Genomic DNA, 21,814 nt, shown 5'->3' with positions numbered 1-21,814 from the left:
TGTGGCAGCGCGTTCGTGTGGCACCCTACGACAACCCCGTTCCGTTCCCGTGCGTCTGACTGTGTGAAGGCTCGACGGGCTCGACGGGAGAAGTAGCGACGGAAAGGAGCCCTGGCGTGGACCGACCGCCGGGAGACGACCCGCGTCGCCCACGGCCCCCTCGCCGTGGGCAGGAACGCGCCGTCGATGCGTCTCGGGGGGAACGACGCGGAGGTCAGGGCGCTCCCCGGGACCGGCAACCACCGCGACGGCAACCGCCACGACGGCAGCCTCCCCCCGAGCGGAGGGCGTCCGCGGCTGCCGGGGAACGTCGCCGGTCGTCGCCGCAGTCCCGGCCCGCGGCGCGAACGGACCGCAGGCCTGCCGGACGTCCGGACGGCGCTCGTCCCTCGACACCGCCCCGGCGCGGTCGGGGCAAACGGGCAGGCGCCCGGGTGGCACTGACGATGGTGTCGGTCCTGGTACTCCTCGTCACCGGCTACGCCTGGGCCGCCATGCAGGGACTCGTCAACGGGCTGACGCAGGCCGACGTCATCGGGAGCGACGAGGGCGAGAAGCCCGCCGACGGGGCACGCGACATCCTGCTGGTGGGCATGGACAGCCGCGTCGACGCCCAGGGCAACCCGCTCCCGAAGGAGATGCTCGCCAAGCTGAACGCCGGTGTCTCGGACGGCGAGCTGAACACCGACACGATCATCCTGGTCCACGTCCCGAACGACGGCAAAGGCGCGGTCGCCATCTCCATGCCCCGGGACTCGTACGTGACCATCCCCGGCTTCGGCCAACACAAGATCAACTCCGCGTACGCGCGGGGGAAGGCCGCCGCACGCAAGGAGCTCCAGGAACAGGGCGTCACGGACGAGAAGGAACTGGAGCTGCGCAGCAACCAGGAAGGCGCCAAGACCCTCATCGCCACCGTCGAGGCGCTGACCGGTCAGACCATCGACAACTACGCCTCGATCAACCTGCTCGGCTTCTACGAGATCACCAACGCGATCGGAGGCGTCGAGGTCTGTCTGAACCAGGCCACGAGCGACTCCTACTCCGGCGCCAACTTCAAGGCGGGCAAGCAGACCATCAAGGGTGCCGACGCCCTCGCGTTCGTGCGGCAACGGCACGGACTGCTCCGAGGCGACCTCGACCGGGTCGTGCGCCAGCAGGTGTTCCTCGCCGGGCTGGCGAACCGGGTTCTCTCCGCGGGCACGCTCACCGACCCGGCGAAGCTGAACGAACTCACGGACGCGATCAGCAAGTCCGTCGTGGTCAACAAGGGCTGGGACATCCTGTCCTTCGCCCAGCAGATGAAGGGCCTCACCGGCGGCCAGATCCAGTTCCGCACGATCCCCATCGTGACCCCGGAGTACGAGACCCCTGACGGGATGGCCGTCCAGGTCGATCCCGTCGAGGTGCGCAACTTCGTCGCCAAGCTGTCCGGCCGCAAGCCCGAGGAGAATCCCCAGGCTCCGGCCCCCAGCGAGATCACGGTCGACGTGTACAACACGTCCAACATCGAGGGACTCGCGGGCAGCGTGGCCGAGTCGCTGGCGGCCCAGGGCTACCTGCAAGGCGAGGTGGCCAACGACGTTCCGCGCGAGACGAGCGTGGTCCAGGCCGCCGAGGGGGAGCTCGCCTCGGCTCAGGCCGTGGCCGACGCGCTGGGTGGCGAGTTCGCCGTCGAGGAAACCGCCGACGTCACGTCCGGCCACGTGCGGGTGCTGCTGGCACCGGACTACCAGCCGGCCGGCAACTCCGGCGCGAGCGCACCGACCGGCGGCGGCAACGCACCCCCGGCGCCTCGGCAGGCGGACGACGGATCGGAAGAGCAACCGATCACCGCCGACGGGGTCACCTGTGTGAACTGACGGTGAGTGCACGCGGCGGCGGAGTATGGCTATTCAGCCCGATGGGTTACTCCATTCGGTGCAACCACGCCGGATTGGCGTGGTTTCTTCCTGCCGCCGCGTAAGGGTTGGGGCGTTCGTCCATCCCCATGTCGTAGAACAACCGACGACGGCAGGGGACGACAGTGTTGATCGACAGCGACGCCTACCAACGCATCCTCGGTGAGGAACTCCGCAAGCTGAGAACCCAGCGCGGCTGGACGCGCAAGGAGCTGGGCGAGCGACTACAGAGCGGCATCTCGCTGCAGACGCTCGCCACCTACGAACTCGGGACACGGCAGTGTTCGGTCGTGCGGCTCGCGGAGCTGTGTCTGGCCATGGGGGAACTGCCGCAGAATCTGCTGGCCCGGGTGCACGACCGGTTGTTCGAGCAGGCGGCCGACCAGGTGCGAGTCGACCTGGCCGACGTCGTCGCCGACGACCAGCCCGAACTGCTCCCCCTACGCCGCTGGGCCCGCGGCAGGCTCGCCGCGGGCGGGTCCAGCGACGTGCGGTTCGACAGGGCCACGCTCGAACAACTGGCGTCCTTGTGCGACCTGCGAACCGACGAACTGCTCACGCGGCTGAAGCGGCTTTCGGCGACGACGACCCTGTAGTGGCACGCCAGAGCCGGAAGTCGGTGGGGTCGAGCCTGCGCGTGCGCATCCAGTACCGCCAGGTGAATCCCGGCCAGATGGTGCGGTTGACGCCCTGGGAGTCGAGGTACCAGCTCGTGCACCCGCCACGGGTCCAGATGCCGTTGGCGAGCTTGCGCTGGATGTCGGCGTTGAACTGCGCCTGCGTGTCGGCACGCACCTCGATCGCGTCGGCGTCGTGGGTCTGGACCAGCCGGATCGCCTCGGCGATGTAGCGGATCTGCTGTTCGATCATGAAGACCACGGAGTTGTGGCCGAGACCCGTGTTCGGCCCGAGGAGCAAGAACAGGTTCGGGAAGCCGTGGGCGGTGATCCCGAGGTGGGTCTGCATACCGTGCTCCGCCCACTGCTGCCCGAGGTTCGCCCCGTCCGTCCCGACGATGTCGAGATGGTCGAAGGCGTCCGTGACGTGGAAGCCGGTGCCGTAGACGATGGCGTCGACCTCGTGCTCGACACCGGCCTTGTCCACGACGGCGGTCTCGGTGATCTCGGCGATCCCGTCGGTGACCACGTCGACGTTGTCGCGCGCCAACGCCGGGTAGTAGTCGTTGGAGATCAGCACTCGCTTGCAGCCCATGACGTAGTCCGGGGTGACCTTCGCCCGCAGCTCCGGGTCACTGATCTGACGCGCGATGTGCCGCTCGGCGACCTTCTGCGCGACGCGCATGATGCGCGGGTCGCCGTTGAACCCGACGGCACGGAGTTCGAGGGTCCAGTAGAGGAAGTCCCGGTAGGCCCGCTGCGCGAGGGGCACCCTGGCGAACAACCGCTTGGCCCAGTCGGGCATGGTGCGGTCCGGCTTCGGCATCACCCAGGGCGGCGTGCGCTGGAAGAGGCGGAGGCTGCTCACCTGCTCGGCGAGCTTGGGCACGAACTGGATCGCACTGGCACCGGTTCCCACGACGGCCACCCGCTTGCCACGCAGGTCGACATCGTGGTCCCATCGCGCGGAGTGGAAGGCCGGGCCGCGGAACCGTTCGGCGCCGGGGAGCTGGGGAATCTGCGGCAGGTGCAGCGCGCCCACCCCGCACACGAGGTACCGGGCAACGTACTCGTCCCCGCTGGCCGTCATGACGTGCCAGCGCTGGGTCTCGGCGTCCCACCGAGCTCCCGTCATCTCCCGCCCGAAGTGGATGTAGCGGTAGAGGCCGTACTTCTCGGCCACGCCCCGGAGGTAGCGGAAGATCTCCGGCTGTGGCGAGAAGGAGCGCGACCAATTCGGGTTCTGCTCGAACGAGAACGAGTACATGTGCGACTGGATGTCGCACGCGCACCCGGGGTAGGTGTTGTCGCGCCAGGTCCCGCCGACCTCGTCGGCCTTCTCCAACACGACGAAGTCGTCCCGCCCGTCCTTGCGCAACTGGATCGCCATGCCGAGACCGGAGAATCCGGTTCCCACGACGACCACCCCGGTCTCGGTGCGAGTACCCATGCGCGCCTCCCTGAGTTCCTGTTACCCCGAGTCCACCTTACTCAGAGTAGGTTACCGCCGGTAGGATAGCTTTCGTGAGCGCGACTGGAAAGACCCCCGCGGAGCGTCGCAAGCGGATACCCCGCGCCGAACGCGAGCGGCAGATGATCGAGGCGGCCGAGAGCGTGTTCGCCGAACGCGGCTACGCCGCCGCGTCGATGGACGAGATCGCCGAACGGGTCGGCGTCTCGAAGCCCATGCTCTACGAGTACTTCCAGTCGAAGGAAGGTCTGCTCCTCGCCTGCATCCAGGCCGCCCGGTCCGCGCTCCGCGAGGCGACCGAACAGGCCACGATCGGCGCCACCAGCGCCGAGGACGCACTACGCAAGGGGCTGTTGGCGTTCTTCGTCTTCGCCCGCGAACGCCGTCAGGCCTGGTCGCTGCTGCGACACGAGATGAACCTGGTCGGCACACCGGCCGCCGAGGAGCTCGAAGCGACCCGCATGCAGCAGACCACCCTGATCGCCACGCTCATGGGCAGCTTCCTCGACGTCGACGACCCCGACCACACGCACGCCATGGCCGAGTTCGTCGTCGGCGGGTGCGAGCGGCTGGCCATCTGGTGCGAGCAGAACGACGACATCACCCCCGAGGCAGCCACCGACTACACCATGAATCTCCTATGGGGCGGCTTGCGTCACTTCGCGCAACAGTGATCGACGTTGCGCCGCCTGGATCTCACCCAAAGTGGCGATCAACTGAGAGTGTTATCACTGTCGGTAGCCTTTTCTGGCCAGTCCTGTTGCTGGTGCGCCACCCGCGTTACAGACTGGCGTCATCGTCATAAAGACAGGGGAACGTCTCGCACACCGTCGTGCGCGAATCCCTGTCACGTAGAGGGGATGAACCAGGCGATGCAGACGATCACGGTGAACTATGTGCAACGCGACGAGGACTGGACGGTCACCGTCTCGGGCCTCGGCAAGACGCTGAACGGGGAGGCGTCGGGCATCATCGCCGCGAGGGACCGGGCCGACCAGCTTGTCGAGCAACTCACCGGCGAGGGCGCCAGCCCCACGGTGGTGCACCTGCTGAACGGCAGCGCGTACGAGTTCACGTCGACCTACATGACGGCCCGCCTCACGCGCAGCCCCGAGGACACGTCCGCCACCGACGTCTCGGACGAGTCGACCGACGACTCCGCCAAGGCCGACGCCGACGCCCAGGCGGAAGAGACCGCGCCGCAGCGTGACGAGACGAACAGCACACCCGCGGTCCCGCGCAAGACGCTGAGCCACGAACCCGACAGCGCTCCGCAGCGCTTGGCGCACGCGGGCTGAGACGCCGCGGAACACCCCGCGACGTCTCCCGCGCTCGGCTCAGCGCAGCAACTTGCGCAGCAGCAACACGCCGAGCAGCACACCCGCACCGATCAGCGGGTACTTCACCTTCGGCTCGTCGACCTTGGCCTGGACAGTGCTCCGTGCCGAGTCGGCGAGCTGTTTCGGGTTCGCCTTCTCGCCGATCCGGTCCAGGGTCACCGCGAGGGCTTCCCTGGCCTTCTCGATGTCGCGTTCGATCGTCTCGGGGTCGCGCGCCACGTGTCCTCCCTGAAAAGCACTGTTCGCAGTGCTGTCACGGTAGATCACCGCTGGTGTTCGCGCCTCACCGGCCACACCGTCCGAGGACGGGAGCGAGCGGACGGAAAAGCAGTATTCGTGGTGCACCAGGCGAACCGCGTGCCTCACGATCGGAGGCCAGGAGATAGGCTGCACGGTGTCGGGCCCGTAGCCCAATTGGCAGAGGCACACGGTTTAGGTCCGTGCCAGTGTGGGTTCGAGTCCCACCGGGCCCACGTCAGACTTCTCGTCTCGCCCGTGTCGGCGGACCCCGGTGATCCCGCGACGCCGTCGCCGGAGCCGGTCGGCTCTGGGGCGACACAGCCGAGCCGGAGCGGACATGATCGACGACATCGAGGTGCTGTGCCACGCCTGCGGAGGCGAGGGCCGGCGGCCGGAAGCCAAGGTCTCGACCCTCGGAGGCGTGCCGCACACGGCGACCGTCTCTCTCCCCTGCTCGTGGTGTGAGGGCGTGGGGCGTCGGGAAGGCATCGACCCACCGGCGTGACACGGCTGCGGACAGCCAGTCAGTCACGCCCGTAGAACACAGGAGTGGCGCGGCACGTCCGAACCGTCACGATGGCGACGAGTGACGCGGCCGGGCTCTCGGTAAGTGGTTCGACCTCCATCACAGCCGCCCGACCGCGTCCGCCGCCGTCCTTGCTACTTCCAGTCCTTGTTGGACCAGTCACCGATCACCGGCGGAGCGATGACTTCCTCCGGCGTGAAGAGCCCGTCCTCGTCGGTGAGGTAGCCCGCGACGCGGTGTTCGTTGTCGCTCTCCTGCTGCCGGGCGCCACCCGCGGGCATACCACCGGCGGCCATCGGCATGCCGCCTCCACGCATACCCTGCCCCTGCTGGGCGGCACGCATTGCCGCGTCGGCCACGCCGCGCCCCGCGGCGGGGTTCTGTCCCGACGCACCCGAGGAGGCGCCACCACCGGGCGCACCGCCCGGCGCGCCACCGCCCGCGCCGCCACCCGCACCACCGCCGCCCGGCATTCCGCCACCGGGAATGCCGCCAACCGGAACGCCACCGCCCCCCAAGTTCGTCGTGCTTGGGCGTGCATTCGATTCGATCGGCGGAATCGATCCGGGCTGGAACGGCATGTTCGGTCCGAATCGGGGGTTCGATGAGTCGGGGACGTTCGGTACCGGAGGCACCGACGGCATCGGACCGCGAGAGGGCCCTGTCTGCAAGTCCGGCGGGACGTAGGCCGAGGGGCCGGTGATCGTCGACGGGGTCGTGCCGGAGTTCGGAATCTGGTAGTCGGGCACGGGTATCTGCCCGGGCGTGAACGTCTGCCCCACGGACCCGGGCCCGCCGGTCGGGATGTCGGGCACCTCCACCTTCGGTGGCGTGTACGGCGTCCCTCCCGGACCACCGGGGCCGTAGTAACCAGGAACCTGCTGGCCGGGGTTCTGCTGGCCGGGGTTCTGCCCACCCGGAATCTCCACGTCCGGGCTCTGCGGCACCGGAGCCTGGTATCCCGGCCCGCCTGGGAGGTTCACACCACCGCCGTCCGCCGCGTACGGCGACACCGGTGTCCCGTCCGGGCCGAGACCAGAGCGGTCGACACCGACGGCCGTGGGATCGACTCCCGCATTCGGGAGGGCCACGGCGTTCTCACGCGTGCCCGTCGTCTCCAAGCGCGTTCCTCGGCGCACCGACATCATGTGGCGCAACGGCTCACCACCACCGGACGACGCGCCGCCGCCCCCACTTCCTCCGCCGAGCTTCGGCGGCGGGTTGAAGTAGGGCATGTCGGTGGCCTCGCCGATGGTGGCGTCGTACTGCTTCATCAGCTTGGCCGCCTGGTCACGCGCCGCGCGCTGCTCCTCCGCCTTGGCCAGCACCACCGGCAGGTATTGGCCGTACAGCACGGGGTCGGTGATGCTCAGAAGCTGAGCGTTGGCCTTCTCCACCGAGAAGTCCACCGGCGGATTCGCCGCCATCTGCTTCTGCGTCTCGTTCAGGGTCTGCGAATGGATCTGCTGCTGACGCCCGGTCAGCACGGACCCCTGCGCCGTGCGTCCCAGCCACCGCGCGACCTCGGCGAGGTGTTCGCGAGCGGCGTCGCCACCTTCACCGGACCAGTCGCCCATGCTGTCCTCGATGGCCTCGGCCACCGCCTTCTGGTGCAGCGTCAGCTCGTTGCCGAACCGGACCCACTCCTCGGATGTCTCGGCGACCGCCGCCGAGTCGGCGTTCGTGTTCAGCACCTCGACCATGTACTCATGGGAGGCGTTGTCCCACAGCGTGCGCGGGGGTTCGTCCTTCGGCCTCAGTTCGAGGCCGTCCTTGTACTTCTCCCTGTCGGAGGCCAGGCTTTTCGAGTAGGTCCCCTGAATGAGCATGTCATTCAGCACCGGGATCTTCCCGAACGGTGTGAAGTGGTTGACGAGGAACGTCGCCGCGTTCCGGAGCTCGTCGCCGGACATGGCGTTGTCCCCGACCGGGCCGACGTAGAAGCGGGACGACGAGTCGGCGGTGACGTCGTAGTAGGAGCTGCTGGGATCGTATTCGGGGCTCGTGGGGTCCGACACCGCGCGGACCTTGTCGTCCGGAGTGGACACGCGAGTACTCCTCGTTCTCGTCGGTGTTCAGAGATCAGGACGGCGACAGACCGTCGATCGCCTTCTGGTGTGCCGCCTCGGTCTCGCTGTACCCGCGCTTGGCCGCACGGATCGCCTCGATGTACTGCGGCAGTTCGTCGCGCGCCACCCGCAACTGGGTCAGCAGGCCGTGCTCGTCAGCCGCGGTCGCCACCGTGCGCTGAGCGGTCCACTGCGCCGTGGCCGTGAGGCTCAGCGGCGGGTTCGTCGCGAGCTTCTCCAGCATCGACCAGCGTTCCTCCAGCAGGTCGACCATGTCCTGCAGAGCCCGAATCATGCGATCACCGGTGGTGTCGTCCACCGAGAAGCCCTGCCCGGCGGCCATCCTCTTCAGTTGGACGCCACTCAGCGTCTGCACCATCGTGACCGAGTGCGGCACCGCGTCGTCGTTGGTCTCCATCTCACGCTCCAGGCTTCTCAGTACGCCCGGGCGAGCGCGTCACGGAAGGATCCCGCGACGGCGGCCCGGCTTGCCGGCTTGTAGGTGATGACGTGTTCGTCGCGCTCGCGTTCCGTCAGGACGAGGTAGCGCCCTTCCTCGGTGTCGACCCACCCCCACGAGCGCGATCCACTGCCACCGCGGCCACTCACCTCGATCAGCCCACCGCCGAGCCGTCGCGCCGACATGGCCTCCCGTAGGCGTTCCTCGTCACCGGCTCGGAAACCACGGCGACCCGACCGGGGAACGTCGACGTGACCCGCGACCTGGAGGTTGCCGAAGGCGTCGGTCTCCTCCTCGTCCTCGGCCCGTTCGGCAGCCTTGCGGGCGTCCCAGGCGGTCGCGTGGTGCTCGACGGGAGCGCGGAACGTGACCTCGGAACCGGACGCGGGCGGCATGTCCGGCAGGACGCCCGCCAACACGTCGACGATCTCGTCGTCGGAGAAGAGCGAGAACAGCAACTCGTCCTTCCCCGCGTTCTGGGTGACACCGACGGCCTGAGCCCCGTCGGTGAGCACGAGGACGGCGATGGCGTCACCGAACCCGTCGACACCGCTGATGCTCGCGCTCACGCGTTGGTCGGCGAACAATTCGAACGCGGTGCGCACGCCGGGGTGCAGCGCCGAACTGGTCGACAGGCCGCGCTCCATGAGTTGCTCCGCGACGAGAGCCGCCAGACGAATCTGTCGCGCCGGATCGGTGGTGGTGTTGCGCAGCTTCAGCGGGAAGCGGCGGACACTCACGCCGAGCGCCTGCCCGACAACGTCGGCCTCCACACTGCCCAGCGTGAATTCGAAGGTTTCGGACACGGTGCCGAAAGCCGCCCTTCTGGGAACTTCGAGAGATGAGGATCAGCGAGCGCCGCTTCGCGGCGAACGCCCATCAGTTGATCACACCCCACTCGAATCGCACAATACCCACCCACCCTTCACGCTCATCTGAGCGCCTTGCCCCACATTCCCGCGGAGTTCGGACAGACCGGATCCGGGCATTTCACAACCCGCCGCTGCCGAAGATCGCCACCGTCGGACGCATGCCGATCGCGCACGCCCGAGAGCCCCGCCGAGCACATCATCCACTGTAGACCAAAAAGTTTCGAACCACGGGCCAATCTCGTTGCCAGAGCCGAAGAAACGCGCGAATCGTTCAGGTTCGGTGGCCGGGTGCGCCACCCCCGAACAGCCCTGACGACGTCCCCCGACTTCGGCCACACACCCACGAGGCCACACACACCTCACCGACCCCGTCGGCAAGCATCTCCACGACCATTTTCCGAGCGCGTCTCGGATGGCGCCGAACGCCAATTCCTCGACCTCCACACGAAAGCCACCGGGGACCGGTCCTGACACCGAAAGATCAATTCTCGATGGGATGTCAGAATCGACGGCGACGACCATCGGAAATGATCGGAGAACCGAAGTCGACCACGACGACGAAGGGCGCGACAACCCGACGGTCGTCGCGCCCTTCCCCGTGCCGACACCCCCCGGCGACACCTCGCCGAGCGATTCAGAAGATGAAGTCCAGGGACCCGTAGTATTCGTATCGACTGTCGGGCTTCGGGTACTCGTAGTACACCGCTCCACTCGTCGCGCCCTTGGGAATCGCCACGCGCCAGGGCCGGAGCCGATGGATCGTCTTCCCCCCGTCCGGAGTCGGATTGCCCCGGAAGTCGAACTTGGGCAGACCGTCCGGCTCCTTGCCGTCCGGGTACCGGTCGCCCACGAAGTACAGCGCCTTGATCTTCATCTCGCCGTGGGGACAGTTGATCGCGAGTTTCGACGCCCCCTCGGGAATCTGGAAGCTCTGGGCGTGCTTGCCCACGTTCAGTTTGAGCGGCATGGTGTCCTCCTGACGCGGTTTCGACGGTCCCCCACCTGTTCCGTTGAACAGCGCACGCAGTTGAGCGAGCGTGCCTCGGTAGGCGTTGCCGTCGATGGGGGAACGTCCGGCCACCCTGGCCGAACTCGTGAACTGGAGTACAGCGACCCGCAGACCGCCGTAGCCGTCCCAGTAGTGGTCGGGCACGTCGGCGTACTCGTCCTTGATGTCACCCACCTTGTTGTCCGGGTAACGCGACGACCACAAGGGCGGCAGACCCGTCAGCGACGGTGATCCGATCTGCTGCCAGTACCACCGCGGCAAGTACAACAACGGAACCGGGTATCCGGCCGCGCGAAGCCGTTTCACGATGTCGCGGGTGAGCGAGACACTGCCGCTGTTCGCCTCGACGTCGGGGATGACAGGCACCCCCTTGGGCACCACCTTGCTCACGTGGGCCACCTGCGCCGCCGCGCTGATGCCGCTTCGCTGGTAGTGGTAAGCCGCATACGGCTTCCCCGTCCTCTTCGCCTTCGCCACGTTCTCGGCGAACCGCGAGTCGGTGAAGCCGTTCCCCTCGGTGGCCTTGAAGATGAAGAAGTCGATGCCTTCCCTGGCCGCCCGTTCGACATCGAAGCTGCCCTGGTGATGCGAGATGTCGATCCCGAATATGGGCATTGGTCACTCCCCACGTTCCTCGAAGCTGCCCTTGCTGAGCTGCACACCTCCCTCAGATCTCGACGGCGGTGGCGTGTCCTCTCTGTGATGTAACCCGTACGGAGAGTGCTCTCGCAAGACTGCTGTCCGGGTGAATGCGGGGAATGGCGAAGAGAAAACGCGAACAGTTTTTCGGAATCTGCGACGAATTTGTCAGTCGCAACAATTGCAGCAGTCGCAGCCGTCACAGCAGTCGACGAGAGCGTCGTGGGGACGCCCGCTCCACGGTCCGGGCCACGGGTCGCGGCAGCAGAACTGGCAGGTGCAGCACATGTAGGTGGCCACACCGCACCCGAGGACGACGTTGCGCCTGCGCGGCGGCACCCGGAACTTCGGCACCCAACAGCAGCCGCCGTCCCCGTCGTTCACGAACACGTGGTCGTGCGGCGGCGGAGTGGGCCCGTCGGGCCCTGCAGGCGGAGGCACGGAGTCCTTGTCGCCGTCCGTGCCGACGAACGGCGGTGGCGGCGGGACGGAGCCCGAGGCGTCGTACGGCAGGTGGTCGCCATGGTCGCCTGGGCCGCCGTGGCCGCCATGGCCGTCGCGTCCGCTCGCGTGTCCGAACGTCCGTCGCACTGCGTGCCGCAGTTCGTGCACCAGCAGCGCGTGCACGAGCGCAGGCCGGGTCAACGTGACGTCCCGCAACGCCCACCGCACTCCGCGCACGGCGTCGTCGCACAGGCGCCGTGCCGTCGCGAGTGACGTGTTCGTGGCGGTGAGCGGATTCCAGACCCCCGCCGCCCGATCGGCGTCGAGGTCCTCGACCGCATCGAGCAGATGCGCCACCCGACCGAAAAACCGGCCCACCTCGTGCAGCGGCTCGGCGTTCTCGGGACGGCCCGCGAGCACGGCGGTGTGGGCGAACGCGGCGGCCGTCGCGAGTTCGGTGGGTTCGGTGGCCGCGAGCACGGAGTCGCCCGGCCCGAGCGCGCTTTCCACCGCGGCCTGGCTCTCCACCGCGGTCGTCAGCACGGACGCGTCGAACCGCACGAGCGCCGCCGTACGACCGCCCCGATCCGCCCACCGACCCGCTGCCGATCGAGCGAGTGTCGCCAGGCTCCGATGCCGGAGCACACCGTCACCGTCGTCGGCGTGATCGCGCACCTTCGCCGACGCCAGTACGAGGGAGACCGACGCCGCGAGACTGCTGCCCGCTCCCTCTGCGACGGAGGCGCGGCGCATCCCGCGGAGCGGACACGGTCCCGCCACGCGTCGGGACGACTCGGTGTCGGACTGCGCCTCCACGAGCGCGGACACGACGATGCCGTCGTAGTTCGTGGCGGCACGCGCGAGCTGGCCGTGCTGATCGCGCAGCGTCAGACACAGACCACAGAGGTGCGCGACCCACTCGGTGCGCAGAGCAGGCGACAGCCGATGCTGGCACGGACGGAGAATGCCGAACACGATGACCCCCAGAAGTACGTCGTGCGCGGGAGCCTACAACCGCCGGTGTGATCTCAGCGCGAACGACCGCGAACCACGAGCACGTCGGCCGGCGCGTACCGGAGCACGCTCTGTGCGACGCTGCCCAGCAGCACGCGCTCGAACCGAGTGCTGGAGCCGCTGCCGGTCACCACGAGCTCGGCCCCGTAGTGCGACACCAGCTCCGGCAGCGCCCGCTGCGGCGCGCCGGAGCCGACGACCACGGCGTCCGGGCTCGGGGTGAGTCGTGCGGCCAGTTCTTCGATCTCGGGGCGGATCTCCGCGGTGCTGGCCTCACGGAGTCGTTCGATGTCGGCCTCGTCGCGGCCCTGCAGGCGCAACAACTGTTCGCCGATGACGACACTCACGTGGGCGAGCACGTGAGTGGCCGAGGGGGTCAGGGCGAGGCCGAACTCGGCAGCACGCCTCGCGGCCTCGGTGCGATCCACGGCGAGCACGACGGTGCGGTAGTCGGTGACCGGGGTCCGGACCACCAGCACCGGACACGGACTCGCCCGCACGACATTCTCCGTGGTGGGACCGGTCAGATTGCCCGCGAGACCGCGAGCGCCGTGAGCGCCGAGCACGAGCAGGTCCACCGAACGATCAGCCGCCGTCGCGAGGACGGTGTCGGACACCGGCCCGTGCCGCTGCACGAGCTCGGCCGCGTCGCCGGCGTGCGTGGTGACGTGGTCGGCGAACGCGTCGGCGGCGAAGCTGGAGAGGTCGGCCTCCAAGGACGGGGGCACGACGTTCAGCACGGTGAGGTCGGCGCCGTGTGCGGCGGCCAGTCGACCGGCTCGCTCCACCGCCAGTCCGGCTCCGACCGACAGATCCGTGGCTGCCAGCACGCGACGCAGGCGCACGTCATCACCTCTCCGACTCGAACCGACCCGAAAGGTCAGGTTAGCCGGGAATGCGAAACTTCTCTGCTTCGCGAACGTGGAGCGCCGATCAGCGACGGCGGGACCGGGAACGACGCGAGCGCGACGAGCGCTGCCGTCCGTTGTTCCGGTTGTTCGGACCTGCGGATGAGCGCGATCCGGGAGCCGACGACGACGTCGCCGGTGGGGCGGCCGGAGTCACCGCGGACGCGGGAGGCGCCTGGAACAGCGCGGGGCCGCCGATGCCGGTCTCCTGAGGAGCTTCGAGCTCGCGATAGTCGACCGGTTCTTCGTGAACGATGTGGCTGAACGGAACCACGCCCGCGTCAGCCGCGCCTTCGTCAGGCGTCGAGTGGGGTGTGGAATTGGACGTCGAGTGCAAGTACTTCTCCCTGTGCGACACGGTGAGGTGGTCGCGAGCGCGGGACGCCGCGAAGAGCACTCCGCGGCGTCCCGCAGGTGCACTCAGAGCGCGCGCACTCCCGTGGCCTGCGGGCCCTTGTTGCCCTGACCGACGGTGAAGGCGACACGCTGGCCGTCCTCCAGGCTGCGGAAACCGCGCCCGTCGATCTCGCTGTAGTGCACGAAGACGTCGGCGCTCCCGTCATCGGGGGCGATGAAGCCGAAGCCCTTCTCGCTGTTGAACCACTTCACGGTTCCTTCAGTCATGCTGTCTCCTTCGTGAGAGGGTGACGGCAGTCACACCGTGCGACCACCGCACAGCCGCGGGGTCGAGCCAGCCACCGTTCCCACTGTCGCGAGGAGACGTGACACGCCCGCACCGATCTTTCGCGGACGTGCAAAACACGAACACGCAAAACCTGCGACTGCTCAGGACAACGTCCTGGCGTACCGGTTCATTCCCGGCACTCGCCCACCCTACCGGACGACCTCGGTCGCCACGGTCGGCGGCCGTGTCACCTCCGTGACCGGGTCAGTTCGAGGTCGAGACCCGCTCGGTCCGCTCGGTGCGCAGGACACCGGAGGAGTCGAAGCCGTAGACGGCGTACGTCGCGGTTCCCTGTTCGTCCTGCCCCATGGCATCGAGGGACCCGCTGACGCCGTCGTAGTCGATGTCGCGTCCCTGGTCGAGAAGGCGCTTGCACTCGGCGAACGACCGGCACTTCTCGCCACCCGAGGTGACCCGCCCCACCTCCGAGGCGAACACGAGCGGGTTGTCGGTCTGCGCGGCCTGCGCCGCGAGCGCCACGACGACGACGCAGTCGTAGGCCTGCGCCCCGTACTGCACGTCCGTCACGTCGGGGGCGAACTCACGAAGCCGCTCGGCGTAGCCAGGGTCGGCGACGGCCGGGGCCGTGCCCCTCAAGCCCGCCACGATCCCGGGATCCGACACCTCCGTCGCGAGGTCGGCCCGCCGCAACCCGTCGGCTCCGTAGACGGCGTTCTGTCGCGGTCCGACACCGGCGTCGTCGAGTGCTCGCAACAAAGCCGCCGCCTCGTCGAACGACACCACCACGACGGCGTCGGCGTTCGCGTCCCGCACCTGTGTCGCGAGCGGGGCGAAGTCCTCCGTCGCGGGGTCGTAGGTCTCCCCGAGCACGACCGCGGCTCCGGCAGCCTCCAGGTTCTTCGCGGTCTCGTCGAGCAGTCCCCGGCCGTCGACGTCGTCCCTGGCGACGATCGCAACCCGTTCGTGCCCGTCCTCCCTGATCAGCTTGCTCAGGGCGATCGCTTGGAGAGCGTCGTCAGGCGCAGTACGGAAGAACAGGCCGCTGTCGGGCCGGTCGGCGACCGACGACGCGGTGGCCGAACCCGAGCACTGGAGCACCCCGGCTCCCGTCACGGCGTCGATGACCGACTGTGCCGACGCCGACGCCGCCGGACCGACGACCGCGTCGACCCCGGCGGAGAGCAGCCGGTCGGCCGCCTGGCCCGCGGCGGAGGCCGAGTCGCCCTCGTCCACCCCGGTGACCTCGGGGATCGGCTGCGCGAGCACACCGCCCGCGTCGTTGACGTCCTCGACCGCGAGTTTGATCGACTCGATCTGCGCGGGCCCGAACGCGGCCAGCGGCCCCGTCTCCGGCAGCACGTACCCGAGCCGCAGCACACCGTCGGCACCGCCGCCGTCGTCGGAGGGCACATTCCCCCCACCGCACGCGGCCAGCGTCGTCACGGCGACACCCGCCACGACCGCCGTCCGCCACGCCGCTGCCGCTCGCATCGAGGAGCCCTCCTTCGTCGGGTCCGTCCGGTTCGCCCCGCGGGGTCGACCGTGGGATGACAACACCGTAGATCCTCGACCGGAACCACGAACGACGGCGCGTCACCCTCGGAGACGACCTGACGCGATGCTTGCCTTCGGCGGCGGTGACTTGAAATATAGGAACGCCACACGCTGCGTGACGTGACGGAAGGTGACGCATGGTCGGACGGCGCCTGCTCCGCTGGCCGGACGAATGGGCCGACTGGTTCGAGAAACGCGGCGTCTACGTGCCGGGTGAGGACAACCGAGTCGTCGACCCCTGGCGCGACTGGGGATGGCTGATCGTCCTGTGGCTCGCCGGGCTCGCCGTCTTCATCCTCGTCTTCGCCATCGCGGTCTGACGCCCGCGCAGTGACGGCCCTCACCGGACCGTGGCCGTCGCATCACGGTGAGGACACAAGCGGGCTCCGACTCCGCCTCAACCCCCTCTCCTGGCTGGCTTGGCCGATCGTCGATCGCCAAAGTTGACGGGGGCGAGCTGCGGCACGCCCGAACGGAGCAACTCCGCCCCGCGATCGGACCAAGGAGCCAGCTGTGTCTACGGCGAGAGCAGTCACCGCGCTGTTGGCCGCGTTCGTGCTGACGGCGTGTGGCACCTCGGCGGGCAACGGCCCCGAAGCCGCCACGCCGTCCGCCACCGGCGGCTCGCCGCAACAGTCGTCGCCCACAGCGACGTCCTCGGTCAGGTCGCTGCAGTTCGGTTCCGAACACCGGTTCCCGTCCGGTCTGGTCGTCACCGTCTCCTCGCCCAGCGTCTTCGAGCCCAGCGAAAGCGCCTATCCGCGCACCGACCGTGCCGCGGCCTTCGGCATCACCCTCTACAACGAGGGACAGAAGCCGTACCGGATCTCCAACCTGACCGCGCACGCGACCGTCGACGGCCACGAGCTCAAGCAGGTGCAGGACATCCCCCGCGGCTACAACGGCGTCGTCGGCGCCGACCGCGACCTGGTGGTGGGCGCCTCCGTGAAGCTGACTCTCGCCTTCGCGCTCCCCGACGAGCCCGCGACCGTCGAACTCACGCTCCGACCGGACTCGGCGAAGTCGACCAAGGTGGTGTTCGTCGGCTCCGCCTGACCCGCCGGGATACCCTTCGGCCATGACCGACCGCAACCGTCTCTCCCCCGGCGACCCCGCCCCCGACTTCACGCTGCCGGACAGCGAGGGCAACTCCGTGTCGCTGTCCGATTTCCGCGGCCAGTCCGTGGTCGTCTACTTCTACCCCGCCGCGGGCACGCCCGGCTGCACCAAGCAGGCCTGCGACTTCCGCGACAACCTCGCGCAGCTCAACGACGCCGGATACCAAGTGCTGGGCATCTCGCCGGACAAGCCGGAGAAGCTCGCGAAGTTCGTCGAGAACGAGAAGCTGACGTTCCCGCTGCTGTCCGACCCCGAGAAGACCGTGCTCAGCGAGTGGGGCGCCTTCGGTGAGAAGAAGAACTACGGGCGCATCGTGCAGGGCGTGATCCGCTCGACCTTCGTCGTGGACCCCGAGGGCACGATCGCGGTGGCGCAGTACAACGTCCGCGCCACGGGCCACGTCGCGAAGCTGCTGAGGGACCTGAAGCTGGCGTCCTAGGAGGCGACCATCACTGGGGTGGAGGACGTCGCGCTGAAGCTGGGCGGCGTCATCGCCGAGCGCGCGGCCAAGTACTGGTTGAGCAGGCGCAAGGCCAAGGCCGCGCGCGAGGCGTCCTGAGGGCTACTTCTGACCCAACTCCCGCAAGTACGGCACCAGGGCGCGCAGGGCCTGGCCTCGGTGGGAGGCGGCGTCCTTCTCCTCCGGGGCCAGTTCCGCCGAGGTCCGGCTCTCGCCGTCGGGCACGAAAATCGGGTCGTAGCCGAAGCCGTTGGTGCCGCGGGGTTCGCGGACGAGCGTGCCGCGCCATTCCCGCCGCAGCACCACCGGGTCCGCGCCCGGCGTGACGAGCGCGACGGCGCACACGAACGCCGCTCCCCTGCGCTCGTCGGGCACGTCGGCGAGCTGCCCGAGCACCAGCCGGAGGTTGGCCTCGTCGTCGCCGTGGGCTCCCGCCCAGCGGGCCGACAGCACGCCCGGCATGCCGTTCAACGCGTCCACGGTCAGGCCCGAGTCGTCGGCGATCGCCGGGATTCCGGTGGCCTCGGCCGCGTCCCGTGCCTTCGCGAGCGCGTTCTCCTCGAAGGTGGCGCCGGTCTCGGGAGCCTCGTCGAACGGTTCGACGTCGGCCAAGCCCACGACCTCCAAGTCGGCCACGCCCGCGTCGGCGATGATACGACGCAGCTCGGTGAGCTTCTTCGCGTTGCGCGTGGCCAGCAACACGCGGGTCGTCACTTGGACCCCTTCTTCTTCGCGGGCGCGGGCTCCGGCAGCTCACCGGGGTACGGGGCGGCGAGCGCCTCGGCCTGGATGCGGGCGAGTTCGGCGCAGCCCGCCTGCGCGAGGTCGAGCATCTTGTCCAGAGTGGACCGAGTGAACGTGGCGCCCTCACCGGTGCCCTGCACCTCGATGAGCGTGCCCGTGTCGGTGGCGACGACGTTCATGTCGACCTCGGCTCGGGAGTCCTCCTCGTAGGGCAGGTCGAGACGCACCCGGCCGTCCACGACGCCCACGCTGACCGCCGACACGGCCGCGGACAACGGCTGCGGGTCCGCCAGCCGACCGGCCGCGCCGAGCCAGGTGATGGCGTCGGCCAGCGCGACGTAGCCGCCCGTGATCGCGGCCGTGCGGGTGCCGCCGTCGGCCTGGATCACGTCGCAGTCGATCACGATCGTGTTCTCGCCCAACGCCGCCAGGTCGATGCACGAGCGCAGGGACCGCCCGATCAACCTGCTGATCTCGTGGGTGCGGCCACCGACCCGCCCCTTGATCGACTCGCGGTCGCCACGCGTGTGGGTGGCGGACGGGAGCATGGCGTACTCGGCGGTCACCCAGCCCAGGCCCGATCCGGCCCGCCATCGCGGCACGCCCTCGGTGACGCTCGCCGCGCACAACACCCTGGTGTTGCCGAACTCGACGAGCACCGAGCCCGCCGGCCACTGCTGGAAACCGCGCGTGATTCGCACGTCGCGGAGCTGGTCGTCGTTCCTGCCGTCTTGTCGCACCACGCCTGGCAGCCTAGTGACCATGCCCGAACGAGGGGTGACAAGGGCATGACCCGTTCGTGGCGCCGACCACGTCGACCGCACGCTGCGAGTTCGCCGGAACCACCGACGGGGGACGGCATCGCGGGCTAGTGTCGCGACGCGTGACCGACACGTCCTCCCCTCTCCGCTCGCATCTCCGCACGACGGCCGACGCCTACGACTCCGTCGCCGTCCAGTACGCCGACTTCGTTCGCGACGGACTCGACGGTTTTCCTCTCGACCGCGCGATGTTCGCGGCCTTCGCCGAGTACACGCCGTCCGGCGCTCCGGTCGCCGACGTCGGGTGCGGCCCCGGCTACGTCGCCGCGCACCTGCACACGCTCGGGTTGAGCGTCTTCGGAGTGGACCTGTCCCCGTCGATGATCGCGATCGCCCGCGAGCGTTACCCGCACCTGCGCTTCGAGGTGGGGTCGATGGATGCACTGGCGGTGCCTGACGGCTCGCTGGGCGGGGTGGTGTCCGAGTACTCGCTCATCCACCTCCCGCCGCACGAGGTCCCGTCCTACCTCGCCGCGTTCCGCCGCACGGTGATGCGCGGCGGAACCCTGATGCTCGCGTTCTTCGAGTCCGAGCAGGACCCGGTCACGCCGTTCGACCACAAGGTGGTGACCGCCTACCGGTGGCCGGTCGACGAGATCGCCACGCTGGCTGCCGAGGCCGGGTTCGACGAGATCGGCCGCATGCTGCGCGAACCCCACGACGACGAACGGTTCCGCCGCGCGCGGCTGCTGCTACGGGCGCGCTGAGCGTCCTCGGATGTCGTCAGATGTCGTAGACGGCGCCCTGCGTGACCCGCTCGACGGGGCCGTCGAACGCCGCCCGCGCCTCGGCCAGGATGGCGTCGCCGTCCGCCCACGGCGGAACGTGCGTGAGCAGCAACCGTCCGACCCCCGCGCGGGCGGCCAGTGCCCCGGCCTGCGCACCGGACAGGTGCAGGCCCCCGGGGCGGTCCGGCCCGTCGGTCCAGCTCGCCTCGCTCAGCAGCACGTCCACGCCGTCGGCGAGTTCGTCGAGTTCCGCGCACGGGCCGGTGTCTCCCGTGTACGCGAGGGTGACGTCGCCGTGCCTGACCCGCACCCCGTACGCCTCCGTCGGGTGGGCCACGGGCACCGGGGTCACCTCGAACGGGCCGAGGGTGCGCGGCTCACGACTCACGAGTGGCTGGAAGTCGAAGACGTCCGACAGGTCGGTCTCCAGCCGCTCGGCCTCGTGCGGCGCGTAGGCGTTGGCGAGCCTGCTCGGCGCCTCGTGCGGCGCGTGCACGGGAAGCCGGCGCTGCCTCGGGTCGTAGGGCGGCCACGGGTGGTAGCGGCGGTAGACCGTGAGTGCGCTGAAATCGGCGCAGTGGTCGGGATGCAGGTGTGAGAGCACGAGCGCGTCGAGGTCGAACGGGTCGCACACCGTCTGCAGCCGGGCCAGCGTGCCGTTGCCGAAATCCAGTCCTAGTCGGAAGCCCTCGGCCTCCACCAGATAGCCGGACGCGGCCGAATCGGGACCGGGAAAGCTGCCACAACAGCCGAGGATCGTCAGTCGCACGATCAACACCATGCCACGACCGACGGCGCCGCGCCCCACTCACGTGGCGGCGAGCACTGTCCCGAATCCCATGAATCGGCGAGCGAGCTTCGCGAACGGCTCCGCCGGTCCGGTGGCGAGGAACTCGTGCCGAGGCGCGTCGGTTCGCTCGGCGAGCAGGTCCCGCTCGGTGAGCACGCGCACGACGTCCTTGGCCGTCTCCTCCGCGCTCGACACGAGGGTGACGTCCGGCCCCATGACCGCCTGGATCACGCCCGTGAGCAGCGGGTAGTGCGTGCATCCCAGGATCAGCGTGTCGACCCCGGCGCGCAGCAGCGGTTCGAGATAAACCTGGGCGAGCCCGAGAACCTGCCTGCCCGAGGTGTTGCCCCGCTCGACGAACTCGACGAACCGTGGGCAGGCCACGCTGGTGAGCGTGACGTCCGTGGCGGCCAGTGCGTCGTCGTAGGCGCCGGAGCGGACCGTGCCTTCCGTGCCGATGAGTCCCACCCGGCCGTTGCGGGTTGTCGCGGCAGCCCGCCGCGCCGCGGGGAGCACGACTTCGAACACCGGGATGTCGTAGCGCTCCCGCGCGTCCCGCAGACACGCCGCGGACGCGGTGTTGCACGCGATCACGAGCGCCTTCACCCCGTCCTCGACGAGACCGTCGAGAGCGGTCAGCGCCAGCTCCCGCACCCGCGCGATGGGCAACGGGCCGTACGGGGCGTGGCGGGTGTCCCCCACGTAACGCAGTCGTTCGGCCGGCAGTTGGTCGGCCACGGCGCGCGCGACCGTCAACCCGCCGACACCGGAGTCGAAGATCCCGATCGGGGCAAGCGTGGAGCGGGGCGTGGTCACGCGCCGAGACTACCCGGCCGGTTCGCCGTCCCCGTCGACCTCGTCGGCCGGTCGGCACGCGCCACCAACCAGGCTGCGAGCACACCGCCCGCCGCACCGAACAGATGTCCCTGCCACGACACACCTGGCGTGCCCGGGAACACGCCCCAGAGCATCCCGCCCCACAGCACGAGCAATACGACCGCCACCGCGAGTTGCGCGACGCTGCGCGAGAACACACCGCGCACGAGCAGGAATGCCAGCCAGCCGAACGCCAGGCCGGACGCGCCCACCGTCACCGTGTGCTCGGGAGCTGTGAGCCACACCCCGAGTCCGCCCACGACCCAGATCGTGGCCGTGACCACCACCCACTGACCGACACCGCCCGCCATCGCCAGGAAGGCGAACACGGCCACCGGCCACGAGTTCGCGAGCAGGTGTGCCCAGTCGGCGTGCAGCAGAGGCGCCCACACCACGCCGTCGAGTCCGTCGAGCGAGCGCGCGACGATGCCGTTGCGGTCGAGGTCCATCGGCAGCACGACGTCCACCAGCTCCACGACGTAGAGCAGCGCGAGGAACGACACCGCCACCACCGCGGCCGTCAACGGCTTGCGGGGAATCACGCGTCTCGCCGGATCCCGTTGCGG

General features: G+C 69.2%; 24 protein-coding genes and 1 tRNA gene. 10 read left to right on the top strand and 15 right to left on the bottom strand.

Annotated features, from left to right (window positions below):
* The first annotated feature begins 446 nt into the window (after positions 1-446).
* Both JAV51_RS16825 and JAV51_RS16820 read left to right on the top strand, forming a co-directional pair.
* Positions 447-1,862: an LCP family protein gene (locus JAV51_RS16825; protein WP_231642493.1), complete on the top strand. Its 1,416-nt coding sequence runs from the start codon at positions 447-449 to the stop codon at positions 1,860-1,862.
* 164 nt (positions 1,863-2,026) lie between these two features.
* On the top strand, positions 2,027-2,497 hold the full coding sequence (locus tag JAV51_RS16820) for a helix-turn-helix domain-containing protein (protein WP_197321691.1): 471 nt from the start codon (positions 2,027-2,029) through the stop codon (positions 2,495-2,497).
* On the opposite strand, the gene JAV51_RS16815 is transcribed toward JAV51_RS16820, so the two are convergent.
* Positions 2,457-3,968 (bottom strand): NAD(P)/FAD-dependent oxidoreductase, encoded by a 1,512-nt coding sequence (locus JAV51_RS16815; protein ID WP_197321690.1) that lies wholly within the window; start codon positions 3,966-3,968, stop codon positions 2,457-2,459. The two genes, JAV51_RS16820 and JAV51_RS16815, sit on opposite strands and share 41 nt — an antisense overlap.
* Positions 3,969-4,042: 74 nt before the next feature.
* On the opposite strand from JAV51_RS16815, the gene JAV51_RS16810 reads away from it, so the two are divergent.
* Positions 4,043-4,663, top strand: coding sequence for a TetR/AcrR family transcriptional regulator (locus JAV51_RS16810; protein WP_197321689.1), 621 nt, complete (start codon positions 4,043-4,045; stop codon positions 4,661-4,663).
* Positions 4,664-4,861: 198 nt separating this feature from the next.
* Complete coding sequence (locus JAV51_RS16805; protein WP_197321740.1) at positions 4,862-5,287, top strand: hypothetical protein; 426 nt, start codon at positions 4,862-4,864, stop codon at positions 5,285-5,287.
* 39 nt (positions 5,288-5,326) lie between these two features.
* Here JAV51_RS16805 and JAV51_RS16800 read toward each other — a convergent pair whose 3' ends face one another.
* Positions 5,327-5,548: a DUF3618 domain-containing protein gene (locus JAV51_RS16800; protein WP_005440390.1), complete on the bottom strand. Its 222-nt coding sequence runs from the start codon at positions 5,546-5,548 to the stop codon at positions 5,327-5,329.
* A gap of 180 nt (positions 5,549-5,728) precedes the next feature.
* Between JAV51_RS16800 and JAV51_RS16795 the strand changes: the two genes are divergently transcribed.
* Positions 5,729-5,802: transfer RNA gene (locus JAV51_RS16795), tRNA-Leu, on the top strand.
* Positions 5,803-5,906: 104 nt separating this feature from the next.
* The gene (locus JAV51_RS16790) at positions 5,907-6,074 is read left to right on the top strand and encodes a hypothetical protein (RefSeq protein ID WP_197321688.1); all 168 of its coding nucleotides are present in this window, start codon (positions 5,907-5,909) and stop codon (positions 6,072-6,074) included.
* A gap of 155 nt (positions 6,075-6,229) precedes the next feature.
* Here the strand turns inward: JAV51_RS16790 and JAV51_RS16785 are convergent, their stop codons facing one another.
* From JAV51_RS16785 to JAV51_RS16750, 8 genes are all read right to left on the bottom strand, one after another.
* Complete coding sequence (locus JAV51_RS16785; RefSeq protein ID WP_197321687.1) at positions 6,230-8,143, bottom strand: PPE domain-containing protein; 1,914 nt, start codon at positions 8,141-8,143, stop codon at positions 6,230-6,232.
* Between the two features lie 34 nt (positions 8,144-8,177).
* A complete protein-coding gene (locus JAV51_RS16780; protein ID WP_197321686.1) occupies positions 8,178-8,582 on the bottom strand; it encodes a hypothetical protein in 405 nt (134 codons plus the stop codon).
* A gap of 17 nt (positions 8,583-8,599) precedes the next feature.
* Positions 8,600-9,430 (bottom strand): ESX secretion-associated protein EspG, encoded by an 831-nt coding sequence (locus JAV51_RS16775; protein WP_197321685.1) that lies wholly within the window; start codon positions 9,428-9,430, stop codon positions 8,600-8,602.
* 700 nt (positions 9,431-10,130) lie between these two features.
* Positions 10,131-11,120 (bottom strand): glycoside hydrolase family 25 protein, encoded by a 990-nt coding sequence (locus JAV51_RS16770; RefSeq protein ID WP_197321684.1) that lies wholly within the window; start codon positions 11,118-11,120, stop codon positions 10,131-10,133.
* Between the two features lie 192 nt (positions 11,121-11,312).
* Positions 11,313-12,563: a DUF5685 family protein gene (locus JAV51_RS16765; protein ID WP_197321683.1), complete on the bottom strand. Its 1,251-nt coding sequence runs from the start codon at positions 12,561-12,563 to the stop codon at positions 11,313-11,315.
* Between the two features lie 53 nt (positions 12,564-12,616).
* On the bottom strand, positions 12,617-13,447 hold the full coding sequence (locus JAV51_RS16760; protein WP_197321682.1) for a universal stress protein: 831 nt from the start codon (positions 13,445-13,447) through the stop codon (positions 12,617-12,619).
* Positions 13,448-13,930: 483 nt separating this feature from the next.
* Entirely contained in the window at positions 13,931-14,134 is a 204-nt protein-coding gene (locus tag JAV51_RS16755) for a cold-shock protein (RefSeq protein ID WP_197321681.1), read from the bottom strand.
* Positions 14,135-14,399: 265 nt separating this feature from the next.
* Positions 14,400-15,647, bottom strand: a complete 1,248-nt coding sequence (locus JAV51_RS16750) for an ABC transporter substrate-binding protein (protein ID WP_197321680.1) — start codon at positions 15,645-15,647, stop codon at positions 14,400-14,402.
* A 200-nt stretch (positions 15,648-15,847) separates the two neighbouring features.
* Between JAV51_RS16750 and JAV51_RS16745 the strand changes: the two genes are divergently transcribed.
* From JAV51_RS16745 to bcp, 3 genes are all read left to right on the top strand, one after another.
* Entirely contained in the window at positions 15,848-16,030 is a 183-nt protein-coding gene (locus JAV51_RS16745) for a hypothetical protein (protein WP_005458664.1), read from the top strand.
* A gap of 193 nt (positions 16,031-16,223) precedes the next feature.
* Positions 16,224-16,766, top strand: a complete 543-nt coding sequence (locus tag JAV51_RS16740; protein ID WP_197321679.1) for a hypothetical protein — start codon at positions 16,224-16,226, stop codon at positions 16,764-16,766.
* Between the two features lie 22 nt (positions 16,767-16,788).
* The gene (gene bcp, locus JAV51_RS16735) at positions 16,789-17,268 is read left to right on the top strand and encodes a thioredoxin-dependent thiol peroxidase (RefSeq protein WP_197321678.1); all 480 of its coding nucleotides are present in this window, start codon (positions 16,789-16,791) and stop codon (positions 17,266-17,268) included.
* A gap of 123 nt (positions 17,269-17,391) precedes the next feature.
* Here bcp and rdgB read toward each other — a convergent pair whose 3' ends face one another.
* Positions 17,392-18,003 carry an RdgB/HAM1 family non-canonical purine NTP pyrophosphatase gene (gene rdgB / locus JAV51_RS16730; RefSeq protein WP_197321677.1) on the bottom strand — a complete coding sequence of 204 codons (612 nt, stop codon included), beginning with the start codon at positions 18,001-18,003 and terminating at the stop codon, positions 17,392-17,394.
* Positions 18,000-18,776, bottom strand: a complete 777-nt coding sequence (rph, locus tag JAV51_RS16725; protein WP_197321676.1) for a ribonuclease PH — start codon at positions 18,774-18,776, stop codon at positions 18,000-18,002. The genes rdgB and rph overlap by 4 nt, the downstream gene beginning before the upstream one ends.
* Before the next feature lie 140 nt (positions 18,777-18,916).
* On the opposite strand from rph, the gene JAV51_RS16720 reads away from it, so the two are divergent.
* Positions 18,917-19,561 (top strand): bifunctional 2-polyprenyl-6-hydroxyphenol methylase/3-demethylubiquinol 3-O-methyltransferase UbiG, encoded by a 645-nt coding sequence (locus JAV51_RS16720; RefSeq protein WP_197321675.1) that lies wholly within the window; start codon positions 18,917-18,919, stop codon positions 19,559-19,561.
* 16 nt (positions 19,562-19,577) lie between these two features.
* Here the strand turns inward: JAV51_RS16720 and JAV51_RS16715 are convergent, their stop codons facing one another.
* From JAV51_RS16715 to JAV51_RS16705, 3 genes are read right to left on the bottom strand one after another with little or no spacing between them, the layout of a single operon-like run.
* The gene (locus tag JAV51_RS16715) at positions 19,578-20,351 is read right to left on the bottom strand and encodes an MBL fold metallo-hydrolase (RefSeq protein WP_197321674.1); all 774 of its coding nucleotides are present in this window, start codon (positions 20,349-20,351) and stop codon (positions 19,578-19,580) included.
* Positions 20,352-20,390: 39 nt separating this feature from the next.
* The gene (gene murI, locus JAV51_RS16710; protein ID WP_197321673.1) at positions 20,391-21,188 is read right to left on the bottom strand and encodes a glutamate racemase; all 798 of its coding nucleotides are present in this window, start codon (positions 21,186-21,188) and stop codon (positions 20,391-20,393) included.
* A complete protein-coding gene (locus tag JAV51_RS16705; RefSeq protein WP_197321672.1) occupies positions 21,185-21,790 on the bottom strand; it encodes a rhomboid family intramembrane serine protease in 606 nt (201 codons plus the stop codon). Before JAV51_RS16705 ends, murI begins: the two co-directional genes overlap by 4 nt.
* Positions 21,791-21,814: the final 24 nt, after the last annotated feature.

Origin of the sequence: Saccharomonospora sp. NB11 (assembly GCF_015910535.1) — a bacterium.
Taxonomy (GTDB): domain Bacteria; phylum Actinomycetota; class Actinomycetes; order Mycobacteriales; family Pseudonocardiaceae; genus Saccharomonospora.
The sequence above is the reverse complement of the archived record's forward strand: the minus strand, read 5'-3'. Positions and strand labels throughout refer to the sequence as shown.

Excerpts from the sequence above, each read along its gene's own strand:
- JAV51_RS16825 (WP_231642493.1), top strand. The coding sequence starts at position 447 with ATGGTGTCGGTCCTGGTACTCCTCGTCACCGGCTACGCCTGGGCCGCC.
- JAV51_RS16815 (WP_197321690.1), bottom strand. The coding sequence starts at position 3,968 with ATGGGTACTCGCACCGAGACCGGGGTGGTCGTCGTGGGAACCGGATTC.
- JAV51_RS16805 (WP_197321740.1), top strand. The coding sequence starts at position 4,862 with ATGCAGACGATCACGGTGAACTATGTGCAACGCGACGAGGACTGGACG.
- JAV51_RS16790 (WP_197321688.1), top strand. The coding sequence starts at position 5,907 with ATGATCGACGACATCGAGGTGCTGTGCCACGCCTGCGGAGGCGAGGGC.
- JAV51_RS16780 (WP_197321686.1), bottom strand. The coding sequence starts at position 8,582 with ATGGAGACCAACGACGACGCGGTGCCGCACTCGGTCACGATGGTGCAG.
- JAV51_RS16770 (WP_197321684.1), bottom strand. The coding sequence starts at position 11,120 with ATGCCCATATTCGGGATCGACATCTCGCATCACCAGGGCAGCTTCGAT.
- JAV51_RS16755 (WP_197321681.1), bottom strand. The coding sequence starts at position 14,134 with ATGACTGAAGGAACCGTGAAGTGGTTCAACAGCGAGAAGGGCTTCGGC.
- JAV51_RS16750 (WP_197321680.1), bottom strand. The coding sequence starts at position 15,647 with ATGCGAGCGGCAGCGGCGTGGCGGACGGCGGTCGTGGCGGGTGTCGCC.
- JAV51_RS16745 (WP_005458664.1), top strand. The coding sequence starts at position 15,848 with ATGGTCGGACGGCGCCTGCTCCGCTGGCCGGACGAATGGGCCGACTGG.
- bcp (WP_197321678.1), top strand. The coding sequence starts at position 16,789 with ATGACCGACCGCAACCGTCTCTCCCCCGGCGACCCCGCCCCCGACTTC.